The sequence below is a fragment of the Henriciella sp. AS95 genome, from assembly GCF_038900055.1.
GTDB lineage: Bacteria > Pseudomonadota > Alphaproteobacteria > Caulobacterales > Hyphomonadaceae > Henriciella.
Genome location: NZ_JBBMQM010000001.1, coordinates 1,356,919 through 1,373,932 on the forward strand (window position 1 = coordinate 1,356,919; position 17,014 = coordinate 1,373,932).

A 17,014-nucleotide genomic window follows, 5' to 3' on the forward strand; every position below is an offset into this window, starting at 1 on the left:
TTGGCAGAGTGGCGAGACAAACTGCCAGACGTCCGCGGTAAAGTGCTGCTGGATCAACCGCTCGCGCCGTACACCTGGTTCCGGGTGGGCGGACCTGCCGATGCGCTGTTCCTGCCGGCTGACGAGGATGATCTGGCTGACTTTCTGAAGGCGCTGCCGGAAAATGTCCCGGTCACCTTCATGGGGGTCGGTTCCAATACCATCGTCCGTGACGGCGGCATCGAAGGTGTCACGATCCGTCTGATGGGCGGCTATTGGGGCAAGGTGGAGCCAGCGGGTCCAAACTCCCTCTTCGCCCGTGCGGGAGCGCTTGATCTGTCGGTGGCAAAGGCGGCGGCACGCGAAGGCATTGCCGGCCTGTCTTTCTTTTCGGGCATTCCGGGCTCCATCGGCGGCGCGGTGCGGACAAATGCCGGCTGCTATGGCCGCGAGCTGAAAGACGTGGCGAACCAGATCGAAGGGGTCACGCGGTCTGGCGAGCGCGTGCGCTTCGAGGCCGAGATCGCTCAATATGGCGACCCGAAGATCGAGTTCTCTTATCGCCACACCAATTTCCCGGATGATGTCATCGTGACCGGCATCCTGCTGACAGGGTCTGGCGAAGGCGATCCCGATACGCTTGCCCAGGAGATCGCCGATCACCAGGCGCGCCGGTCCGAAACACAACCGATCAAGGACAAGACGGGCGGCTCGACTTTTGCCAATCCCGATCCGCCGGGCACGCCAAACCAGCGGTCCAGCTGGAAGCTGGTCGACGCGGCCGGCTGCCGGGGCCTTCGTGTCGGCGGGGCGCAGGTCAGCGAGAAGCACTGCAATTTCCTGATCAATACGGGTGACGCGACCGCTGCTGATATCGAAGCGCTGGGCGAGCTGGTGCGCGCCCGGGTGCTCGATGTGACCGGCGTTGACCTCAGATGGGAAATCCGCCGGATCGGCCGCCTGCAGGGTGAGCGCTAGAAGCTGCCTTTCAGCGACACAGTCAGGATGGGGCCCGGGCTCCAGCTTCGGTCTTCGGTGAACAGGAGGGCGCCGGTGCGGCGCGGCGTATAGACCTGCCGCGTGAACTGCTCGTCCCCATCGAAGATATTGAAATACTCGACCTGACCAGTCATGCCAAATATGTCCTTGTTTTCGAGGAACAGCCAGCCGAAGACAGGCCGGACCTCGAAGTGCTGGACTTCATTGAGTCGCACGAATTTCGCATTGTCATATCGTTCAGCCCCAATGCCGACCGCCCAGTCCGTATTGGGGACATCGTAACGAAGTTCGAGGTAGCCCCCGAAGATTGTGTCATCGTTGATGCGGCGCGTTTCTCCGGTCAGCGGGTCTTTGATTTGAGAATCACGAGCTTCGACTTCGTATTCAAGTTGCAAGCCCTCAACGCCAATAGGGGCGAACTTGAACGTCCCGTTTGCGGCGATGCCATAGCGGCTTGCGCTGTCGATGTTGCCGGGTCCATCCCGGTCAACCCCGAACGGAACCCGGTCGACGACATCTTCGATATCCTCGTAATAGAGTTTGATCGTGTGCGCGCCTGCTGCTCCAAATTGCCTTTCGAACTCGATTTCGCCGACCCAGCTCTGCTCGGGAACGATGTCCGGATTGCCCTCGTTGCCATTGCCCGAATTGACGTTCACAGAGGAAATGAAGTCGAAGAAATTCAGCTGTCCGACCTCGCGCGCGAGTTTGGCATTTATCGTGAGCTTGTCGTTCACTTCGTACGCGGCCGACACGAAGCCTTTTGGCCGTGTGAACTCCCGTGTCTGGTTCGCGCCGCCGGTCTGCGACAGTTCGGAATACTCAGCGCCCAATGATGCCTGGATGCTGAACGTGTCGGACAGCTTTCGCCCATGGGTGACATTGATTTCTGCGCGCTTCTCTTCGACGCGTGAATTCGCCTTGTCGAGCGGCACTGGAACGAGCACTCCAGACCCGTCCAGCGACTGAAGCGCGGCTTCAGATTCCAGGAAATTGAAGGCCCCCTCCAGAGCGACCTGCCAGTCGCGGCCGGGAGCTGGCTGCCAGCCATATTCGCTGCGAAGGATGGATTCTCCCTCGTCGACGGTCTGGTCGTAGATGGAGCGTTCGCTGAGCGAACCGTCTGCTTGAGTGGTTTGAACGCTGGAGATGACGGGGCTGTGTTCGAAGCGCCAAAGCGCGGTCGTTTTCAGTCGGCCCGGCCCCAAAGCGAATTCATAGTCGCCGCCGACTTCGCTGTTCCACTCATCTTCTGCATCCGTGAAGCGGCGATAGCGGGCAGGGGAGCCGTCCGTTGGAAACCGCTCCGATATTTCGCGCGAATCGATCTCGAAGATGTTGTACTCGGCATTGAAATTGGCGATCGACCCGTTGAGCGGTGTCCATTCGAGCGACGCGGAAACGCCGCTTTCGTCACCGACATTGTTTGCATCCTCATCGCGCCTTTCAATTTGAGCGCCGGTCCCATCATAGACAAATTCAGGACCGCGAGCGGCACCGCGAATGGGATTGCTTGTGAGGCCAAGCGTCCAGGCGAGTGCGTTTTGCCTGCCGGTCACCGAGATGTTGCCGCCATGATAATAGGGGGGAAGGTTTTCACGGAACCGCGCCCGCCATTTCCAGGTGCCGGACATGCCATTAACGGTCGCTTTTACATTCGCAACCTGGCCCGAAAGACCTGGAATATCGAGTGTTGCGCCGTCGACGAGCTCTATTGTCTCTACATTTGTCGCGGGGATGCGACTGAGCGCATCGCGGAGCGTGAGCGACTTGCCTGCGACCCGGCGGCCATTGATGAGAACATTGCCTTCCGCCTGGCCGAGGCCGCGCTCATTGGAGTTCTCTTCCTGAATGGAAAAGCCTGGTATACGTGCCACCATATCCAGCGCTGTCGTCGGTGAATACTGGGCAAAGTCTTCGGGCGTATAAGTTGTGCCGACGGGCGCGCCGGCCTGATATGTCAGTTCGAGCGCTGCGGCAGCAAAAGGCACAGTCAGGACGGTACCGGCCAAAATGGCGGTTCTAAAACTCATACTCGGTACTTCCTCCCAGAAGGGTAATTAGGTGCGACACCCTGTCGATAGCGTTACACTTGTAACGATACGAATCCGGTTTCGGTCGCAACTTACTATTTCGTAATGTTGAGGGCCTGTTTTGTCGGGTGTCGGATGTCGTAGCACTGCCTTAATTTCTGCCCGTCAGAGTGGTTGGGTCTATGACAATGAGGCCGGGTATCCGGCCGCGCCGATCTGGAGAAAGTCATGAAACGAGTTGCCGTTGTGTATGGAGGTTGGTCGTCCGAGCGGGAGGTGTCTGTTTCGTCCGGCACCCAGATGTTGCGGGCGGCTAAGGCGGCGGGCTACGACGCTGTCGGTATCGACGCGACGCGAGATCTCGCTCAGCAGATCGCAGATGCATCACCGGACGTCATTCTCAATGGACTGCACGGACCATGGGGCGAGGATGGCTGCGTGCAGGGCCTCTTCGAGATTCTCGACATTCCCTACAGCCATTCGGGTGTGACTGCGTCCGCGATCGCCATGGACAAGCGCAAGTCCAAAGCGGTCTACCTCCAGGCTGGGCTGGATGTGGCGCAGGACGTTGCCGTGACCCGCGAGGAAGCCGCTCGGGCGCACCCATTGAAGCCGCCTTATGTGATCAAGCCGGTCAATGAAGGATCGAGTTTCGGTGTCGTCTTCGTTCGCGAGGAAAACAACGGCCCGTCGCAATTGCTGCTGTCTGACGACTGGAAGTATGGCGACAATCTCATGGCCGAAGAATACATTCCCGGCCGCGAACTCACCGTTGCCGTGCTGGGTGACAAAGCTCTGGCTGTCACTGAAATCACAACGTTAAGGGAGTTTTACGATTTTGACGCAAAATATGCTGCAGGTGGATCGCGCCACGTTGTGCCCGCAGACATTCCCGAGCATGTTACTAAACAGGCTCTGGAGGCATCCCTGAAGGCGCATCAAGCTCTCGGTTGTAGAGGCGTGACGCGGTCCGATTTTCGTTTTGACGAGGAAAAGGACCGGCTCGTGATACTGGAAACAAATACCCAGCCAGGCATGACCCCGACATCCCTAGTGCCCGAACAGGCTGCCTTTACCGGCATCGCGTTCGAGGACCTCGTTTCGTGGATGATCGAGGACGCTTCATGCCGCCGGTAAGAGGACGCAGACAACAGGCCGTAGAGCCAGCGCGAGGACGCCGCCGCAAGGCCGCGCCACCACCGCCTGAGCCGGAATATGAAAGCGTCGATGCCTCATCGGTCGTCTTCGGTCTCGTCATGGTTCTGGCCGTTATCGTCGCTGGCGCGGCGCTGATGGGCGGCTCACTGTCGAAAATGGGCAATCGTGCGACCGGAGCGTTTGATGGCGTGGCGGGGGCGTTTGGCCTCGCCATTGCCGATGTCAAAGTTGTCGGCCTGGAAGGCGATGCCGCTCTTGCTGCCATGGTGGTCCGCCAGGCTGAAGTCGAAAGCGGCGACAACATGTTTACCTCTGACCCACACAAGATCCGCCGCCGCATTCTGGCGACAGGGCAGGTGACCGACGCCAGGGTTTACCGCTTGTGGCCGAACCAGATCCTGATCCATGCGTCTCCCGCCGAGCCAGTTGCTCTGTGGCATGATGGAGAAAAATGGACCGTGGTCGACAGCCTTGGGAAGCTCATAAAAGGTGTCCCGCCCGAGCAGCACGCCGATCTTATCCGCGTCGCGGGGCAGGGCGCACCTGATGGCGTTCCGGCGCTTGTGCGGGCAATGGGCATTAACCAGTCCCTTGCAACCAAGGTTTCGTATGCACAGCGCGTTTCCGAGCGCCGTTGGGACATCAAGCTCAAGACCGGGGCCACCATTCGTCTGCCGGTTGATCATTCTGTTGGCGGTGCTGCAGCGATGCTGGCCGAACTCGACAACAAAACCTCCCTGACTTCAAGAAGCCTGGACCGCATCGATCTGCGTGTCCCGGGAAAGATTTTTCTCAAACCCACACGCACAGTTGGCGCCGGTAGCGCGCCAGCGGAAAGCTGATCATGGCAACTGCCGAGTCACGACTGAAACCTGCAAAGGCCGCCCGTATCGGGCAGGCAATCGCGTCGCTCGACATCGGCAGTTCGAAGGTGACCTGCCTGATTGGCCGGTACGATCCGTCTTCAAAGGCGGGTTTCACTTTTCTCGGTGGTGGCCGGCAACAATCGCGCGGCTTTAACGGTGGCTCGATCAAGGACATGGATGCGCTGGAGCGCTCTGTCCGTCTCGCCGTGGAAGACGCAGAGCGCCAGGCAGGCGAGCGGATTGAGCACGTCGTGCTCGGCATTACAGGGCCGCGCGTTGGCTGTGAGTTTGTCGCTTCGCTGGTTGATGTCGGCGGACGGGACGTCACGGCGAAAGACCTGAAGAAACTGCACGCCGCGGCGCTTTCAAAGGTCAATCCGAAACAGCGCGAAATCCTGAGCGCCCATCCGGTGGTCTACCAACTCGATGACCAGGAAGGAATCAAGGACCCGGTTGGAATGATCGGCGAGAAGCTGAGCGTCCTCTTGTCCGTCATTTCTGCGCCGAAATCGCTCGTGCGCAACCTCGTTGAATGCGTTGGCCGGGCACACCTGCATGTTGACCGCATCGTTCCGTCAGCTGTCGCCAGTGGTGCTGGCACGCTGATCGATGATGAAATCGAGAATGGTGCGCTGTGCATCGACATGGGGTCCGGCGTGACGGCGGCCTGCGCGTTCATCAATGGGTCTCCGGCGTGGCTGGGCCTTGTTCCCGCGGGCGGCGCCAATGTGACGGGCGATATCGCTCAAGGCATCGGGACGACGTTTGCGGCTGCCGAGCGCATGAAGACAATCCATGGCAATGCGGCCGCTGATGGTCCGGGAATGGCCGAGCGCGTTGAAGTGGCGCGGCTTGGTGATGATGGCCGGCTCAATGGCTATCGGATGGAACGCGGCGAGATTGCCAAGATTATCGCACCGCGCGTCGAAGAGATCTTCGAATATACATCGCAACTGCTTTCCAGCAGCGAACTGAAGAAAATCATGCCGAGACGAACCGTACTTACCGGCGGCGGAAGCCTGCTGCCTGGTGTTCGTGATGTCGCCACGCGCGTCCTGCAGCAGCCTGTACGGCTTGGAAAGCCTGTGGAAGCCGATATTTTAGGTGAATCTCATGCCAATCCGGTCTTTTCCACAGCCGCAGGTCTGCTATCCTATGAGTTCAGGGGATTTAAGGACGTTGCTAGGGCTGGCAGCACGTCCGACAGTGGAGGTACGCCGGGCAAAGGTGGATTGCTGAAGAAAGTCTTTCGCTGGCTAAGTGAAAATTTTTGACGCCAGAAGACTTCACTTAACTGTCTCTTAGTCTGAGGCCGTCAATCTATAGCCTGACAACCTGCATGGTAGATTTGTAAAGGCGGACTATTTTCATGACTCAAGAACTCAAGCCCCGGATCGTAGTATTTGGTGTCGGCGGCGCTGGCGGTAACGCTGTCGACAACATGATCGAGGCGAAGCTGCAAGGCGTTGAGTTCGTTGTGGCGAATACAGACGCGCAAGCGCTGGAGCGCTCGAAGGCTGAGAACTCCATCCAGCTTGGTCTCGAAACCACCTCCGGCCTTGGTGCCGGGGCTCGTCCGGAAGTCGGCGCCGCCTCTGCCGAAGAATCCATCGACGACATCAATGAGTACCTTGAAGGTGCGCACATGGTCTTCATCGCTGCTGGTCTCGGCGGCGGAACCGGTACGGGGGCTGCACCGGTCATCGCCAAGGCTGCCCACGACAAAGGTATCCTGACCGTTGGCGTTGTGACGAAGCCTTTCGGTTTCGAAGGTGCGCGGCGCATGAAGATCGCCGAGAGCGGTCTCGAAAAAATGCGCGACGGCGTCGACACGATGATCGTCGTTCCAAACCAGAATCTTTTCCGCATCGCCAATGAGCGCACCACGTTCGCCGAAGCCTTCCGCATGGCCGACGACGTGCTCTATTCCGGTGTTCGAGGCATTACCGACCTCATGGTCATGCCTGGCCTCATCAATCTCGACTTTGCGGACGTGCGCACGATCATGAAGGGCATGGGCTCTGCCATGATGGGCATGGGCGAGAGCGAAGGCGAAGGCCGCGCGCTCGAAGCTGCCCGCGCTGCCATCGACAATCCGCTGCTGGACGATGTTTCGATGAAGGGTGCCAAGGGCGTCCTGATCAACATCACTGGCGGCTATGACATGACCCTGTTTGAACTCGACGAAGCGGCCAATGAAATTCGCCGTGAAGTCGATCCAGACGCCAACATCATCCTTGGTTCCACCTTCGACCCGGAACTTGAAGGCCGCCTTCGCGTGTCTGTTGTTGCAGCAGGCATTGAAGTGGCTGGCGAGGCTGCGAGCCCGGTCGCCCACGCTGAAGCGCCAGCGGCTGTTTCGGTCGAGGCCGCACCGGATGAGGCTGAGACAGAACAGCCAAAAGTCGTGGTCAGTGGAAGCGCCTCCGAACAGGATGACATGTTCGAAAGCGACCCGCGTCCAGACTTCAAAGGTCGCTCACTTCCCCCAGCCCACATTGAGCGCGCTGAGGGCAGCGACCAGGTCTCCGCTGATCAGGCTTTTTCGAGAACGCCGCAAAAATCTTCAAAACGGGACGAGGATGATGGCGGGGCAGGCTTTGCGAACCTTTTCGGCTGGCGCAAGGGCACCACACCGGGAGACAATGATGAGGGCGCCGTCGAGCAGCCTGAGAAGATTGTTTCCTCGCCCGACGACCATCCAAATGCCGCTCCATTCGATGACGCCGATCTTGAAATCCCGGCCTTCCTGAGACGGTCTGCTAACCACTAGAAGCAGCAGGTTTTGAAGCCTAAATTTTAACATGAAATCAGGGCTCTGGGGTCTCCCGGAGCCCTTTTTGTAATAAAGCGCAATACTCCTTGTTTTGAAGCTGGACGATGACTCCCTTCATAAGAACCATGACAAAGGGGCGTCCTTCTCATGAGTAGCGTGCAATTCCAGCAAACCATCAATTGTCCTGTCGTTTGCGCAGGCGTTGGCGTTCACAGCGGTGAGCGCGCGCGCATCGTGATGAAACCGGCCAAGGCTGGAACAGGTATCCGTTTCCGCCGGACAGATATTTCTGACCGTGACAATGAGATTGTTGCGCGCGGAGATCAGGTCTCGGAAGTCCAGCTTGGAACGACGCTGCGCAATGAAGCTGGCATCACCGTCGCCACTGTTGAGCACCTTCTGGCCGCTTGCGCCGGCGTTGGTGTCGACAATCTCATGATCGAGATTGATGGGCCGGAAGTACCCATCATGGATGGCTCTTCAGCCGTCTATTGTGAGCTGTTGCTGTCGGCGGGGCTGCGCGAGCAGAGCGCGCTGCGCAGCCGTATCCGCATCCTTGAAGAGATCGAAGTCACTGACGGTGTGAAGGTGGCGCGTCTCAGCCCGTCCGATGACAATTATCTTTCAATCCACGCCAAGATCGAATTTGAAAGCCGCGCGATCGGCACGCAGCAGATGTCCATGCGCCTGTCTCCGGGCATGTTCGCACGTGATATTGCCTTCGCCCGGACATTCGGCTTCGCCAAAGACGTCGAAAAACTGCAAGCAATGGGTCTGGCGCGTGGTGGATCACTCGACAATGCGGTTGTCCTTGACGGTGATGACATCGTGAACCCTGAAGGCTTGCGCACGAATGACGAGTTCATTCGTCACAAGATCCTCGATGCAATTGGTGATCTGATGCTGGCCGGTGCGCCCATCGCTGGCGTGTACGAAGCGCGTCAGCCCGGACATGCGCTGAACAACAAACTGGTCTGTGCACTGCTGGATCGTCCTGCAGCCTGGTGTTGGGAAACCGATGAGGCCCTCGCCACGCACGCTGTTACCGCCGCCCATCTTTAAGCGTCTATCGCGTTCAAATTGTGTGAGTTCAGGAAACGGGCGCCCGTCTATTCGGCGGGCAGGCCGTTGGATGGCTGAATAGGCGCCGCGCTCAGGCTTACGGCCTCATCGACATCATCAGCCTCTGCAAGAGTCCGGATCATGGTTTGAATGGCGGCGCGCACGCGCTCATCCTTGATCTTGGTCAAACTCCGCACGCAATCTATCGCGAAGCGCGATGAAGACGCGATCTCGTCGTCGGCAGGGTCCTGAGTGTCGTGGAGACCTTCGAAAAACCAGCCCGGAGAAATGTCGAGTTCCGCCGCGAGCAGATAGAGTCTGCCAGCGCTGACGCGGTTGGCACCGGTCTCGTATTTCTGGATTTGCTGATAGGAAACGCCGAGCGCTTCGCCAAGCTGGTCCTGGGTAAGGCCAGACAGAATTCTGCGGCGGCGGATTCGCTCGCCGACAATTGTATCAACTTCTGAGGCGGCGAAACCGCTATTTTCCTTCGTCGTCATTGCTATCGGCCTTGATCGCCGGGCGCCTATCGTTCCCGGTTTCGGCGTGGTCCAAATCGGATGGTAGTCCGTTCGGTCAAAATAACAAGGAATGTGAACAGAAGTTCCTGCACGCACCCACTTTACATCAGCCGCTCCAGCGGCAAAGTGCAGACCACTCTAGTGGACAGTGGACATATCCATGAAGTTGAAGTCGTCATCCCTTCTCGTCATCGCGACAGCTACCCTGGCCGTGAGCGCCTGTAGCTCCAGCCGCAAAGCACGGGACCTTGCCTATGTCGAACGGCCGGTGGAAGCGCTTTACAATGCCGGCGCTGAGGAACTGGACAAGCGGGACTATATCAGCGCGATTGAGCTCTTTAACGAAGTCGAGCGCCAGCACCCATATTCCGAATGGGCGCGCCGCTCCACGCTGATGTCCGCTTATGCCTCCTACCGCTCTCGCCGGTATGATGATGCGGTATCGACGGCTCAGCGCTACCTGTCGCTCAATCCGGCCGGTCAGGGCGCGCCTTATGCGTATTACATCATTTCGCTCAGCTACTTCCAGCAGATCGTCGACGTCGGCCGTGACCAGAAGACAACCGAACTCGCCCTGGCCGCGCTGAACGATGTTGTCCGCCGCTTCCCGCAGACCGACTATGCGCGTGATGCTGAAGTGAAGATCGACATGGTCCGCGATCAGCTCGCTGGCAAGGAGATGGAGATCGGCCGTTGGTATCTGCGCCGGAATGAACATCTGGCCGCAGTGAACAGGTTCAAAACCGTGGTCGAAGACTTCGACACCACCACCCATACGCCCGAGGCCCTCCACCGTCTGGTCGAGGCTTACCTCTCGCTTGGCTTGCGTGACCAGGCCGTGGCTGCTGCTTCCGTGCTCGGCTACAATTATCCGAATTCGCCCTGGTACGAGATGAGCTATGACCTCATCGAGAACAACAGCTCAGGGGCCCAGCGGACGTCATCTGAACGGACGCTGCTGCAGAAGCTGACCCCTTGGTAGCGGTCTAAACAAGACCTCTTGTTCTCTTTTTGTTCCAGTGTTATGAGGGCGCATGATTATTGCGCTCTCTATACGATCTTTCCTGCTTATTGAGCGACTCGACATCGAGGTCGCCCAAGGCTTCACCGCTCTCACCGGGGAAACCGGTGCGGGCAAGTCCATTATCCTTGATGCGCTGGGACAGGCGCTTGGCGACCCGGCTAATCGCAAATTCGTCCGCAAGGGCGAAGACCAGGCAAGTGTCCTGGCTGAATTCTGTTTGCCGCCGGATCACCCTGTCTGGGCGGTTCTGACCGAGCAGGGCGTCGAAGCGTCGCCGTTCGAAACCCTGATGCTGAAGCGGGTGATTTCATCGACCGGACCAGCGAGGGCTTTCATCAACGATCAGCCCGCCAGCGCTGGCTTGTTGCAGGCGGTTGGTGAGACGCTGGTCGAAATCCACGGTCAGCATGCCGCCTCCGGCCTGATGAAACCGGCCCAGCATCGATCCATGCTTGATCTCTTTGCTGGAAATGAGGACTTGCTCACGCAATGCGCGGCGACCTGGAAAACCTATCAGGAAAAACGCGCCGCGCGTGAGGCTCTAGAAGCTGATCTTGCCGAATCAGAGGAACGCTATGCCTGGCTGTCCGCGGCCGCCGAAGAGCTGGACGTGCTCGGGGCTGAAGCCGGTGAATATGACCGGCTGAGCAGTGAGCGCGGCGTCTTGATGCATTCTGAGAAGATCGCCGAGTCGGTTGCTGAATCTGTCGCTGCCTGTGACGAAGGCGACATTGAGGGCGCATTGGCGCGGGCCAGTCGCTCTGCCGAGCGCGTGCTTCGCATTGATGGCCTTGAAGCGTCGGGTGGTCCGCTGTCGAAGGCGGCAAAGGCGGCTGCTGAGGCCCTTGAACGGGCGCTTATCGAGTTTGGGGAAGCGCGCTCTGCACTGGACCTGCTCGCCGATGCAGCGGTCCATGACCCGGCTTCACTGGAAAAGGCCGAACAGCGCCTGTTTGCGCTGAAATCTGCCGCCCGCAAATACAATGTGGAGCCGGACAAGCTGTCAGATTTTACCGCTGAGATCGCCGAGAAACTCGACCTGTTCGATGCGCCTGAACGCCATGTCGAAAAGGCGCGCTCGGAAGAAAAGGATGCCGCGGCACGCTGGCGAACAGTCGCAGACCGGTTGAGCCAGGCGCGCATGACAGCGGCGCGTCAGCTCGAGGCCTCTATCGAAACCGAATTGAAACCCCTGAAATTGGACCGGACACGTGTGCGTGTTCGCTTCGACGAGATCGAAGAAGGGGCATCTGGCGCGATGGGACGAGAGAAAGTCGAGTTCGAGGTCGAGACCAATCCCGGTGCCGGCTTTGGTCCGCTTCGCCAGATCGCGTCGGGCGGCGAGCTTGCCCGCTTTTCGCTCGCGCTCCAGTGCGTGTTGGCGGAATCCAATGCTGTGCCGGTGATGGTGTTTGACGAGGCCGATCAGGGCGTTGGCGGCGCCGTTGCCGCAGCAATTGGTGAGCGCCTGTCGCGCCTCGCCACGTCACGTCAGGTCTTTGCCATCACGCACAGCCCGCAGGTCGCAGCGGCCGCCAGCGGACAATGGCTCATATCAAAGGACAGCAACGGTCAAAACGGACTTGGCCGGACGGTGCTGACCGGGCTAGATGCAGACGCTAGACATGAAGAAATTGCCCGCATGCTTTCCGGCTCAACGATCACTGAGGAGGCGCGTGCGGCAGCATCGCGATTGCTGGAGGATGTATGAGCAAGCCTGTTCCCGTCGAGGCGTTGAACGAAGCTGACGCCCGACGGGAACTGGCCCGACTCGCCACCGAGATCCGGCTGGCCGATTCGGCCTATTACAAGGATGATGATCCTCACCTGAGCGATGCCGACTATGATGCGCTCCGCGCTCGTAATCTCGAGATCGAAGCGCGTTTCCCGCATTTGAAACGCTCAGACAGCCCAAGCGAACGGGTGGGCATTGAGGTGTCTGAGGCTTTCTCGAAGGTGACCCATGGCGTGCCCATGCTCTCGCTGGACAATGCCTTTTCCGATGAAGACGTTGAAGAGTTTGTCGCTCGGATCCGACGTTATCTCGGCTTGGCTGACACTGAGGAACTCGTCATCACGGCAGAGCCGAAAATCGACGGACTGTCGCTCAGCCTCACCTATGAAAACGGAAAGCTCGTCCGGGCTGCGACGCGCGGTAATGGGCAGGTTGGTGAGGACGTCACGACGAATGCCCGCACGATTGAGGATATTCCCGTCGAACTGGCTGGCGACACCTGGCCTGAGATGATCGAGATACGCGGCGAAGTCTACATGACTGGCGATGCATTTGAGGCGCTCAATGCCAATCAGGAAGCCGCGGGGAAGAAGGTGTTCGCCAATCCTCGCAACGCCGCTGCGGGAAGCTTGCGGCAGCTCGACGTCGCAATTACCCGGTCGCGCCCGCTCCGCTTTTTCGCCTACGCTTGGGGAGCCGTATCGGCCCAGTTTGCCGACACGCAGACAGAGGCCGTCACCATGCTGGGCGAGTGGGGATTTGTGACGAATGACCTGTTCAAACCGCACAAGGACACGGTTGGCCTCATCGACGCCTATAATGATTTTGCAGAGCGGCGGGCTGCGCTTGGCTATGACATTGACGGCGTGGTCTACAAGGTGAACCGTCTCGACTGGCAGGAACGGCTCGGCTTCGTCAGTCGCTTTCCACGTTGGGCCATCGCTCATAAATTTCCCGCTGAGAAGGCTGTCACTACACTGGAAGCGATCGAAATCCAGGTGGGCCGGACAGGAACGCTCACGCCGGTCGCGCGCCTGACGCCTGTCACAGTTGGCGGCGTGGTCGTCTCCAATGCCACGCTGCACAATGAAGATGAGATTGCGCGGCTCGATGTCCGCCCTGGCGACAAGGTCGAGATCCAGCGCGCGGGCGATGTCATTCCACAAGTGCTCGGCGTCGTCGATCCGGACCGTACCGACCGGCCAGCGCCTTATGAGATGCCGACTGAATGCCCGGAATGTGGCGCAGCGGCCGTTCGCGAAGCGGACGAGACCGGCGAGGAAGATGTTCGCCGCCGCTGTGCGGGCGGTCTCACCTGTCCGGCGCAAGCCGTTGAAAGACTGAAACATTTCGTCTCGCGCAAGGCGCTGGATATTGACGGGCTAGGGGCAAAGCAGGTCGAGCTTTTTTACTCCACGGGCGTTGTGAAAGGCCCGCAGGATATTTTCCGGCTGGCGCAGAAGATTGAGGAAGCTGGCCTTCGTCCTCTGAAGGAGTGGGAAGGATTTGGCGAGACATCTGCAAATAATCTGTTCGCGTCGATTGATGCCCGCCGTAATCCGCCCTTCCAGAGATTTCTGAATGGGCTTGGCATTCGCCATGTCGGCGAGACGACATCGGGTGTTTTTGCGCGCAGCTATCTTAGCTGGCCCGCTTTCTGGCAGACGGTCGAGAAAGCGGCGGGCGGAGACGAAACGGCGGAAGCCGATCTCTTGTCCATCGATGGGGTGGGGCAGACGGCCGTGAAAAGCCTGAAGGAGTTCGCCGCCGAGCCGCACAATCAGGAGATGCTGACGGCCCTCCTCGACAAGGTCGACGTCGCCGATGCCGAAGCACCGGCCTCCGAATCGGCGGTTTCTGGCAAGACGATTGTCTTCACGGGCACGCTTGAAAAGATGACGCGGGACGAGGCCAAGTCCCGCGCGACGGCTCTCGGCGCAAAGGTGTCCGGCTCGGTCTCTGGTAAAACAGACATCGTGGTTGCAGGTCCGGGCGCCGGTTCAAAGCTCAAGAAAGCTGAAGACCTCGGGATCCAGGTGATGACCGAAGACGAGTGGCTGGAGATGGCCGGCGTTTAGAGCGGCGCGCAAGCGGCCTTCAGCCAGTCGCTGACATCGCCTTCGACCAGCGGGCCGATCTTCTCGAGCACCTCTGCATGATACTGGTCGACCCATTCATGCTCAGCGGGCGATAGCATGTCCTGCACAATGAGGTCGCGCGAGAGCGGCGCCCATGTCAGGCACTGGAAGCCCAGCATCTTTCTTTCGCCGCCGGGAATATCGGTGGCTTCGGTCACATATTGCAGGTTTTCGATGCGGATGCCGTACTGGCCTTCGCGGTAAAAGCCCGGTTCATTCGATACGATCATGCCTGGCCGGAGCGGGATGGCATTCCACGGTTTCGCGATCCGCTGCGGCCCCTCATGAACGCCAAGATAGACGCCGACGCCATGGCCGGTGCCGTGGTCGTAATCGAGGCCGGCCTGCCAGAGCGGGTGGCGGGCCAGCGCGTCGAGATGCGTGCCCGTCGTGCCCTTCGGAAAGCGGACTTTGGCCAGCGCGATGTGTCCTTGAAGCACCAGCGTATAGTGCCGTTTCATGTCGCCTGAGGCATCGCCGATGGGCACCGTGCGGGTCACATCCGTTGTGCCGTCGAGATATTGGCCGCCACTGTCGACAAGATAGAGCGTACCGCGCTCGAGCTTCAGATTTGACGCTGAAGAAACGCGGTAGTGAGGCAGCGCCCCGTGCGGACCTGCACCAGAAATGGTTTCGAACGAGAGGTCGTTGAGGTCGCCGAGATCCTCTCGAAACGATTCCAGCTTCAGCGCAGCATCGATTTCGGTCACCTCGCCAGACTGCGCTTCGGTGTCCAGCCAATGCAGGAAGCGGGTGAGCGCTGCACCGTCGCGAATATGGGCGGCTTCTGAACCGGCAATTTCCGTCTCGTTCTTGCAGGCCTTTGGCAGCAAGACGGGGTCGGGCTGGCGAAGGATCGTCGCGCCCGCATCTTCGACCTGTTTGAAGAACCATGCCGAGGCGAGCGCCGGGTCCAGGCTGATCGTCTTTCCGGACAGCCCAGCGAGCCCAGTTTCGAGTTCGTCCATGGGACGCAGCGTCACGGTATTGCCGAGATGCTCGCGCAGGTCCTTGCTCGCCTTGCGGGGATCGAGGAACAGGTCGGCCGAGCCGTCCTTGTTGATCACTGCGCGCGAGAGCGGCAGCGGCGAGCAGGCGACATCTCCGCCCCGGATATTGAAGGCCCATGCGACGGACGCAGGCGACGTTATGATGGCTGCGTCCGCGCCATCCTTCTCAAGGGCTTTGGCGATTGTTTCGCGCTTTGTCGTGGCTTCGACGCCGGCATGTTTCAGCGGTTGGGGCACGACGGGGGCCATCGGTTCAGCCGGCCGGTCATCCCAGGCTGCATCGATTGGATTGGTTTCTACGGCCTCCAGGGTCGCCCCGGCTTTCTTCGCAGCGGTTTCGAGTTTGGCCAACTCATCCGGCGTCATCAGGCGCGGATCGTAGCCAATCGTCTTGCCGGGCATCGATTGTTCTGCGAGCCAGCCGAATGGACCAGGATCGGGCAGGCTTTCCACGTCTATCAAGTCAGGATCGGTCTGGTCGCGGACCTGAAGTGTGTATCGGCCATCGGCGAAGATGACCGCCTTGTCCTGCAGAACCATTGCCGCGCCGGCCGAACCGGTGAAGCCGGTGGCCCAGGTCAACCGGTCATTCGAAGCGGGCAGGTACTCGTTCTGATATTCATCCTCATGCGGGATGTAGAAACCATCCAGACCTTGCGCCTTCATGGCGTCGCGAAGCTTGGGCAGGTTATTGCGGCCGAGCTGTGGACCGCCTTTCACGTCAAAATTCTGTCTCATGCGGCTAATCTAGTGCTTCCAGTGGAGAAGCGGAAGAACTTGTTCAGTGCGGCTTGCGAAAGACGAGGCTTGCCCAGCCGTCCTTGCGGATACGTTTGACGAGGCTGAGGCCGTGGCCGGTATATGCGTCGCGCACCAGTGGTTCCTGATGTGCCAGCAGGCCGGACAGGATGACGTGGCCGCCCGGCGCGGTCAGGTGAGCGATGGTTGGGCAAAGCCCGACGAGCGGACGGAACAGGATGTTTGCGAAAACAAGATCGTACGGCGCATCCGCGCGAAGCGTGGCATTGACGCCGCCAGCGGTCTCGAATGTCTTGAATGCGTTCGCAACATGGTTCTTCGCCGCGTTTTCATTGGCGACCCGGACGCTGTCGGCGTCGATTTCCGTGCCCCACGCCCGCTTGGACCCGGCCTTGATCGCGGCAATGGCGAGCACGCCTGAGCCGGTGCCGATATCCAGCACTTTTTGCGGGCGTCCCACCTTCAACACATGTTCCAGACCGATCAGGCAGCCAAGCGTCGTGCCGTGGTGGCCGGTCCCGAAAGCGGGGCCAGCTTCGATCAGGATTGGTGTCTTGCCCGGCGCCGACTTGGCCAGAGCATGGCTACCGGCGACGATGAAACGTCCAGCGTCGACCGGTGGAAGGCCTTCCAGGGAGACGGTCACCCAATCGCGGTCTTCCAGCTCTTCGACAACCGGGTTGAGGTCTGGAGAGGTTTCCAGGATCAGCGCCTTGCACGCTTCGGCGTCATCGGCGTCTTCCGCGTAAGCGTCGAGGCGCCAGGCATGGCGGCCTTCTTCTTTCGCATCGACGGCGCCAGCAGGGGAAGGGTCAGCCCAGGCGAGGGCGTCCCACGCCGCTTCAATGGCCTCACGCGGGCCTTTTGCAGATATCTGATACATTGCGGCAAGCGCATAGCAGAGCGCGCAAAACCTCGATAGTCTTCATGTGTCGACCGGGAATCAGGGAGCAG

13 protein-coding genes are annotated in these 17,014 nt (G+C 59.6%); 9 read left to right on the forward strand and 4 right to left on the reverse strand.

What is annotated here, in order from left to right; genetic code table 11:
- Nucleotides 1-957, forward strand: coding sequence for a UDP-N-acetylmuramate dehydrogenase (gene murB / locus WNY37_RS06765; RefSeq protein WP_342972703.1), 957 nt, complete (start codon nucleotides 1-3; stop codon nucleotides 955-957).
- Here the strand turns inward: murB and WNY37_RS06770 are convergent.
- Nucleotides 954-3,011: a TonB-dependent receptor gene (locus WNY37_RS06770; RefSeq protein WP_342972704.1), complete on the reverse strand. Its 2,058-nt coding sequence runs from the start codon at nucleotides 3,009-3,011 to the stop codon at nucleotides 954-956. The two genes, murB and WNY37_RS06770, sit on opposite strands and share 4 nt — an antisense overlap.
- Before the next feature lie 228 nt (nucleotides 3,012-3,239).
- Between WNY37_RS06770 and WNY37_RS06775 the strand changes: the two genes are divergently transcribed.
- The 5 genes from WNY37_RS06775 (at nucleotide 3,240) to lpxC (ending at nucleotide 8,873) form a co-directional block, all read left to right on the forward strand.
- Complete coding sequence (locus WNY37_RS06775; protein WP_342972705.1) at nucleotides 3,240-4,148, forward strand: D-alanine--D-alanine ligase; 909 nt, start codon at nucleotides 3,240-3,242, stop codon at nucleotides 4,146-4,148.
- Nucleotides 4,136-5,011 (forward strand): cell division protein FtsQ/DivIB, encoded by an 876-nt coding sequence (locus tag WNY37_RS06780; RefSeq protein ID WP_342972706.1) that lies wholly within the window; start codon nucleotides 4,136-4,138, stop codon nucleotides 5,009-5,011. The genes WNY37_RS06775 and WNY37_RS06780 overlap by 13 nt, the downstream gene beginning before the upstream one ends.
- Nucleotides 5,012-5,013: 2 nt before the next feature.
- Nucleotides 5,014-6,309 (forward strand): cell division protein FtsA, encoded by a 1,296-nt coding sequence (gene ftsA, locus WNY37_RS06785; protein ID WP_342972707.1) that lies wholly within the window; start codon nucleotides 5,014-5,016, stop codon nucleotides 6,307-6,309.
- Between the two features lie 95 nt (nucleotides 6,310-6,404).
- Nucleotides 6,405-7,808 carry a cell division protein FtsZ gene (gene ftsZ / locus WNY37_RS06790; protein WP_342972708.1) on the forward strand — a complete coding sequence of 468 codons (1,404 nt, stop codon included), beginning with the start codon at nucleotides 6,405-6,407 and terminating at the stop codon, nucleotides 7,806-7,808.
- 150 nt (nucleotides 7,809-7,958) lie between these two features.
- Complete coding sequence (gene lpxC / locus WNY37_RS06795; protein ID WP_342972709.1) at nucleotides 7,959-8,873, forward strand: UDP-3-O-acyl-N-acetylglucosamine deacetylase; 915 nt, start codon at nucleotides 7,959-7,961, stop codon at nucleotides 8,871-8,873.
- 47 nt (nucleotides 8,874-8,920) lie between these two features.
- Here the strand turns inward: lpxC and WNY37_RS06800 are convergent, their stop codons facing one another.
- Nucleotides 8,921-9,373 carry a helix-turn-helix transcriptional regulator gene (locus tag WNY37_RS06800; protein ID WP_342972710.1) on the reverse strand — a complete coding sequence of 151 codons (453 nt, stop codon included), beginning with the start codon at nucleotides 9,371-9,373 and terminating at the stop codon, nucleotides 8,921-8,923.
- Between the two features lie 181 nt (nucleotides 9,374-9,554).
- Here WNY37_RS06800 and WNY37_RS06805 point away from each other — a divergent pair, with 181 nt between their 5' ends.
- Genes WNY37_RS06805 through ligA form a run of 3 tightly spaced genes read left to right on the forward strand, consistent with a single transcriptional unit; the run spans nucleotide 9,555 to nucleotide 14,231 of the window.
- A complete protein-coding gene (locus WNY37_RS06805; protein WP_342972711.1) occupies nucleotides 9,555-10,376 on the forward strand; it encodes an outer membrane protein assembly factor BamD in 822 nt (273 codons plus the stop codon).
- Nucleotides 10,377-10,428: 52 nt separating this feature from the next.
- Nucleotides 10,429-12,129 (forward strand): DNA repair protein RecN, encoded by a 1,701-nt coding sequence (gene recN, locus WNY37_RS06810; RefSeq protein ID WP_342972712.1) that lies wholly within the window; start codon nucleotides 10,429-10,431, stop codon nucleotides 12,127-12,129.
- Entirely contained in the window at nucleotides 12,126-14,231 is a 2,106-nt protein-coding gene (gene ligA, locus WNY37_RS06815) for an NAD-dependent DNA ligase LigA (RefSeq protein ID WP_342972713.1), read from the forward strand. Before recN ends, ligA begins: the two co-directional genes overlap by 4 nt.
- Here ligA and WNY37_RS06820 read toward each other — a convergent pair.
- Together WNY37_RS06820 and WNY37_RS06825 are read right to left on the reverse strand one after the other, a co-directional pair.
- The gene (locus tag WNY37_RS06820; protein WP_342972714.1) at nucleotides 14,228-16,039 is read right to left on the reverse strand and encodes an aminopeptidase P family protein; all 1,812 of its coding nucleotides are present in this window, start codon (nucleotides 16,037-16,039) and stop codon (nucleotides 14,228-14,230) included. The two genes, ligA and WNY37_RS06820, sit on opposite strands and share 4 nt — an antisense overlap.
- Nucleotides 16,040-16,082: 43 nt before the next feature.
- Nucleotides 16,083-16,943 carry a 50S ribosomal protein L11 methyltransferase gene (locus tag WNY37_RS06825; protein ID WP_342972715.1) on the reverse strand — a complete coding sequence of 287 codons (861 nt, stop codon included), beginning with the start codon at nucleotides 16,941-16,943 and terminating at the stop codon, nucleotides 16,083-16,085.
- Nucleotides 16,944-17,014 lie beyond the last annotated feature (71 nt).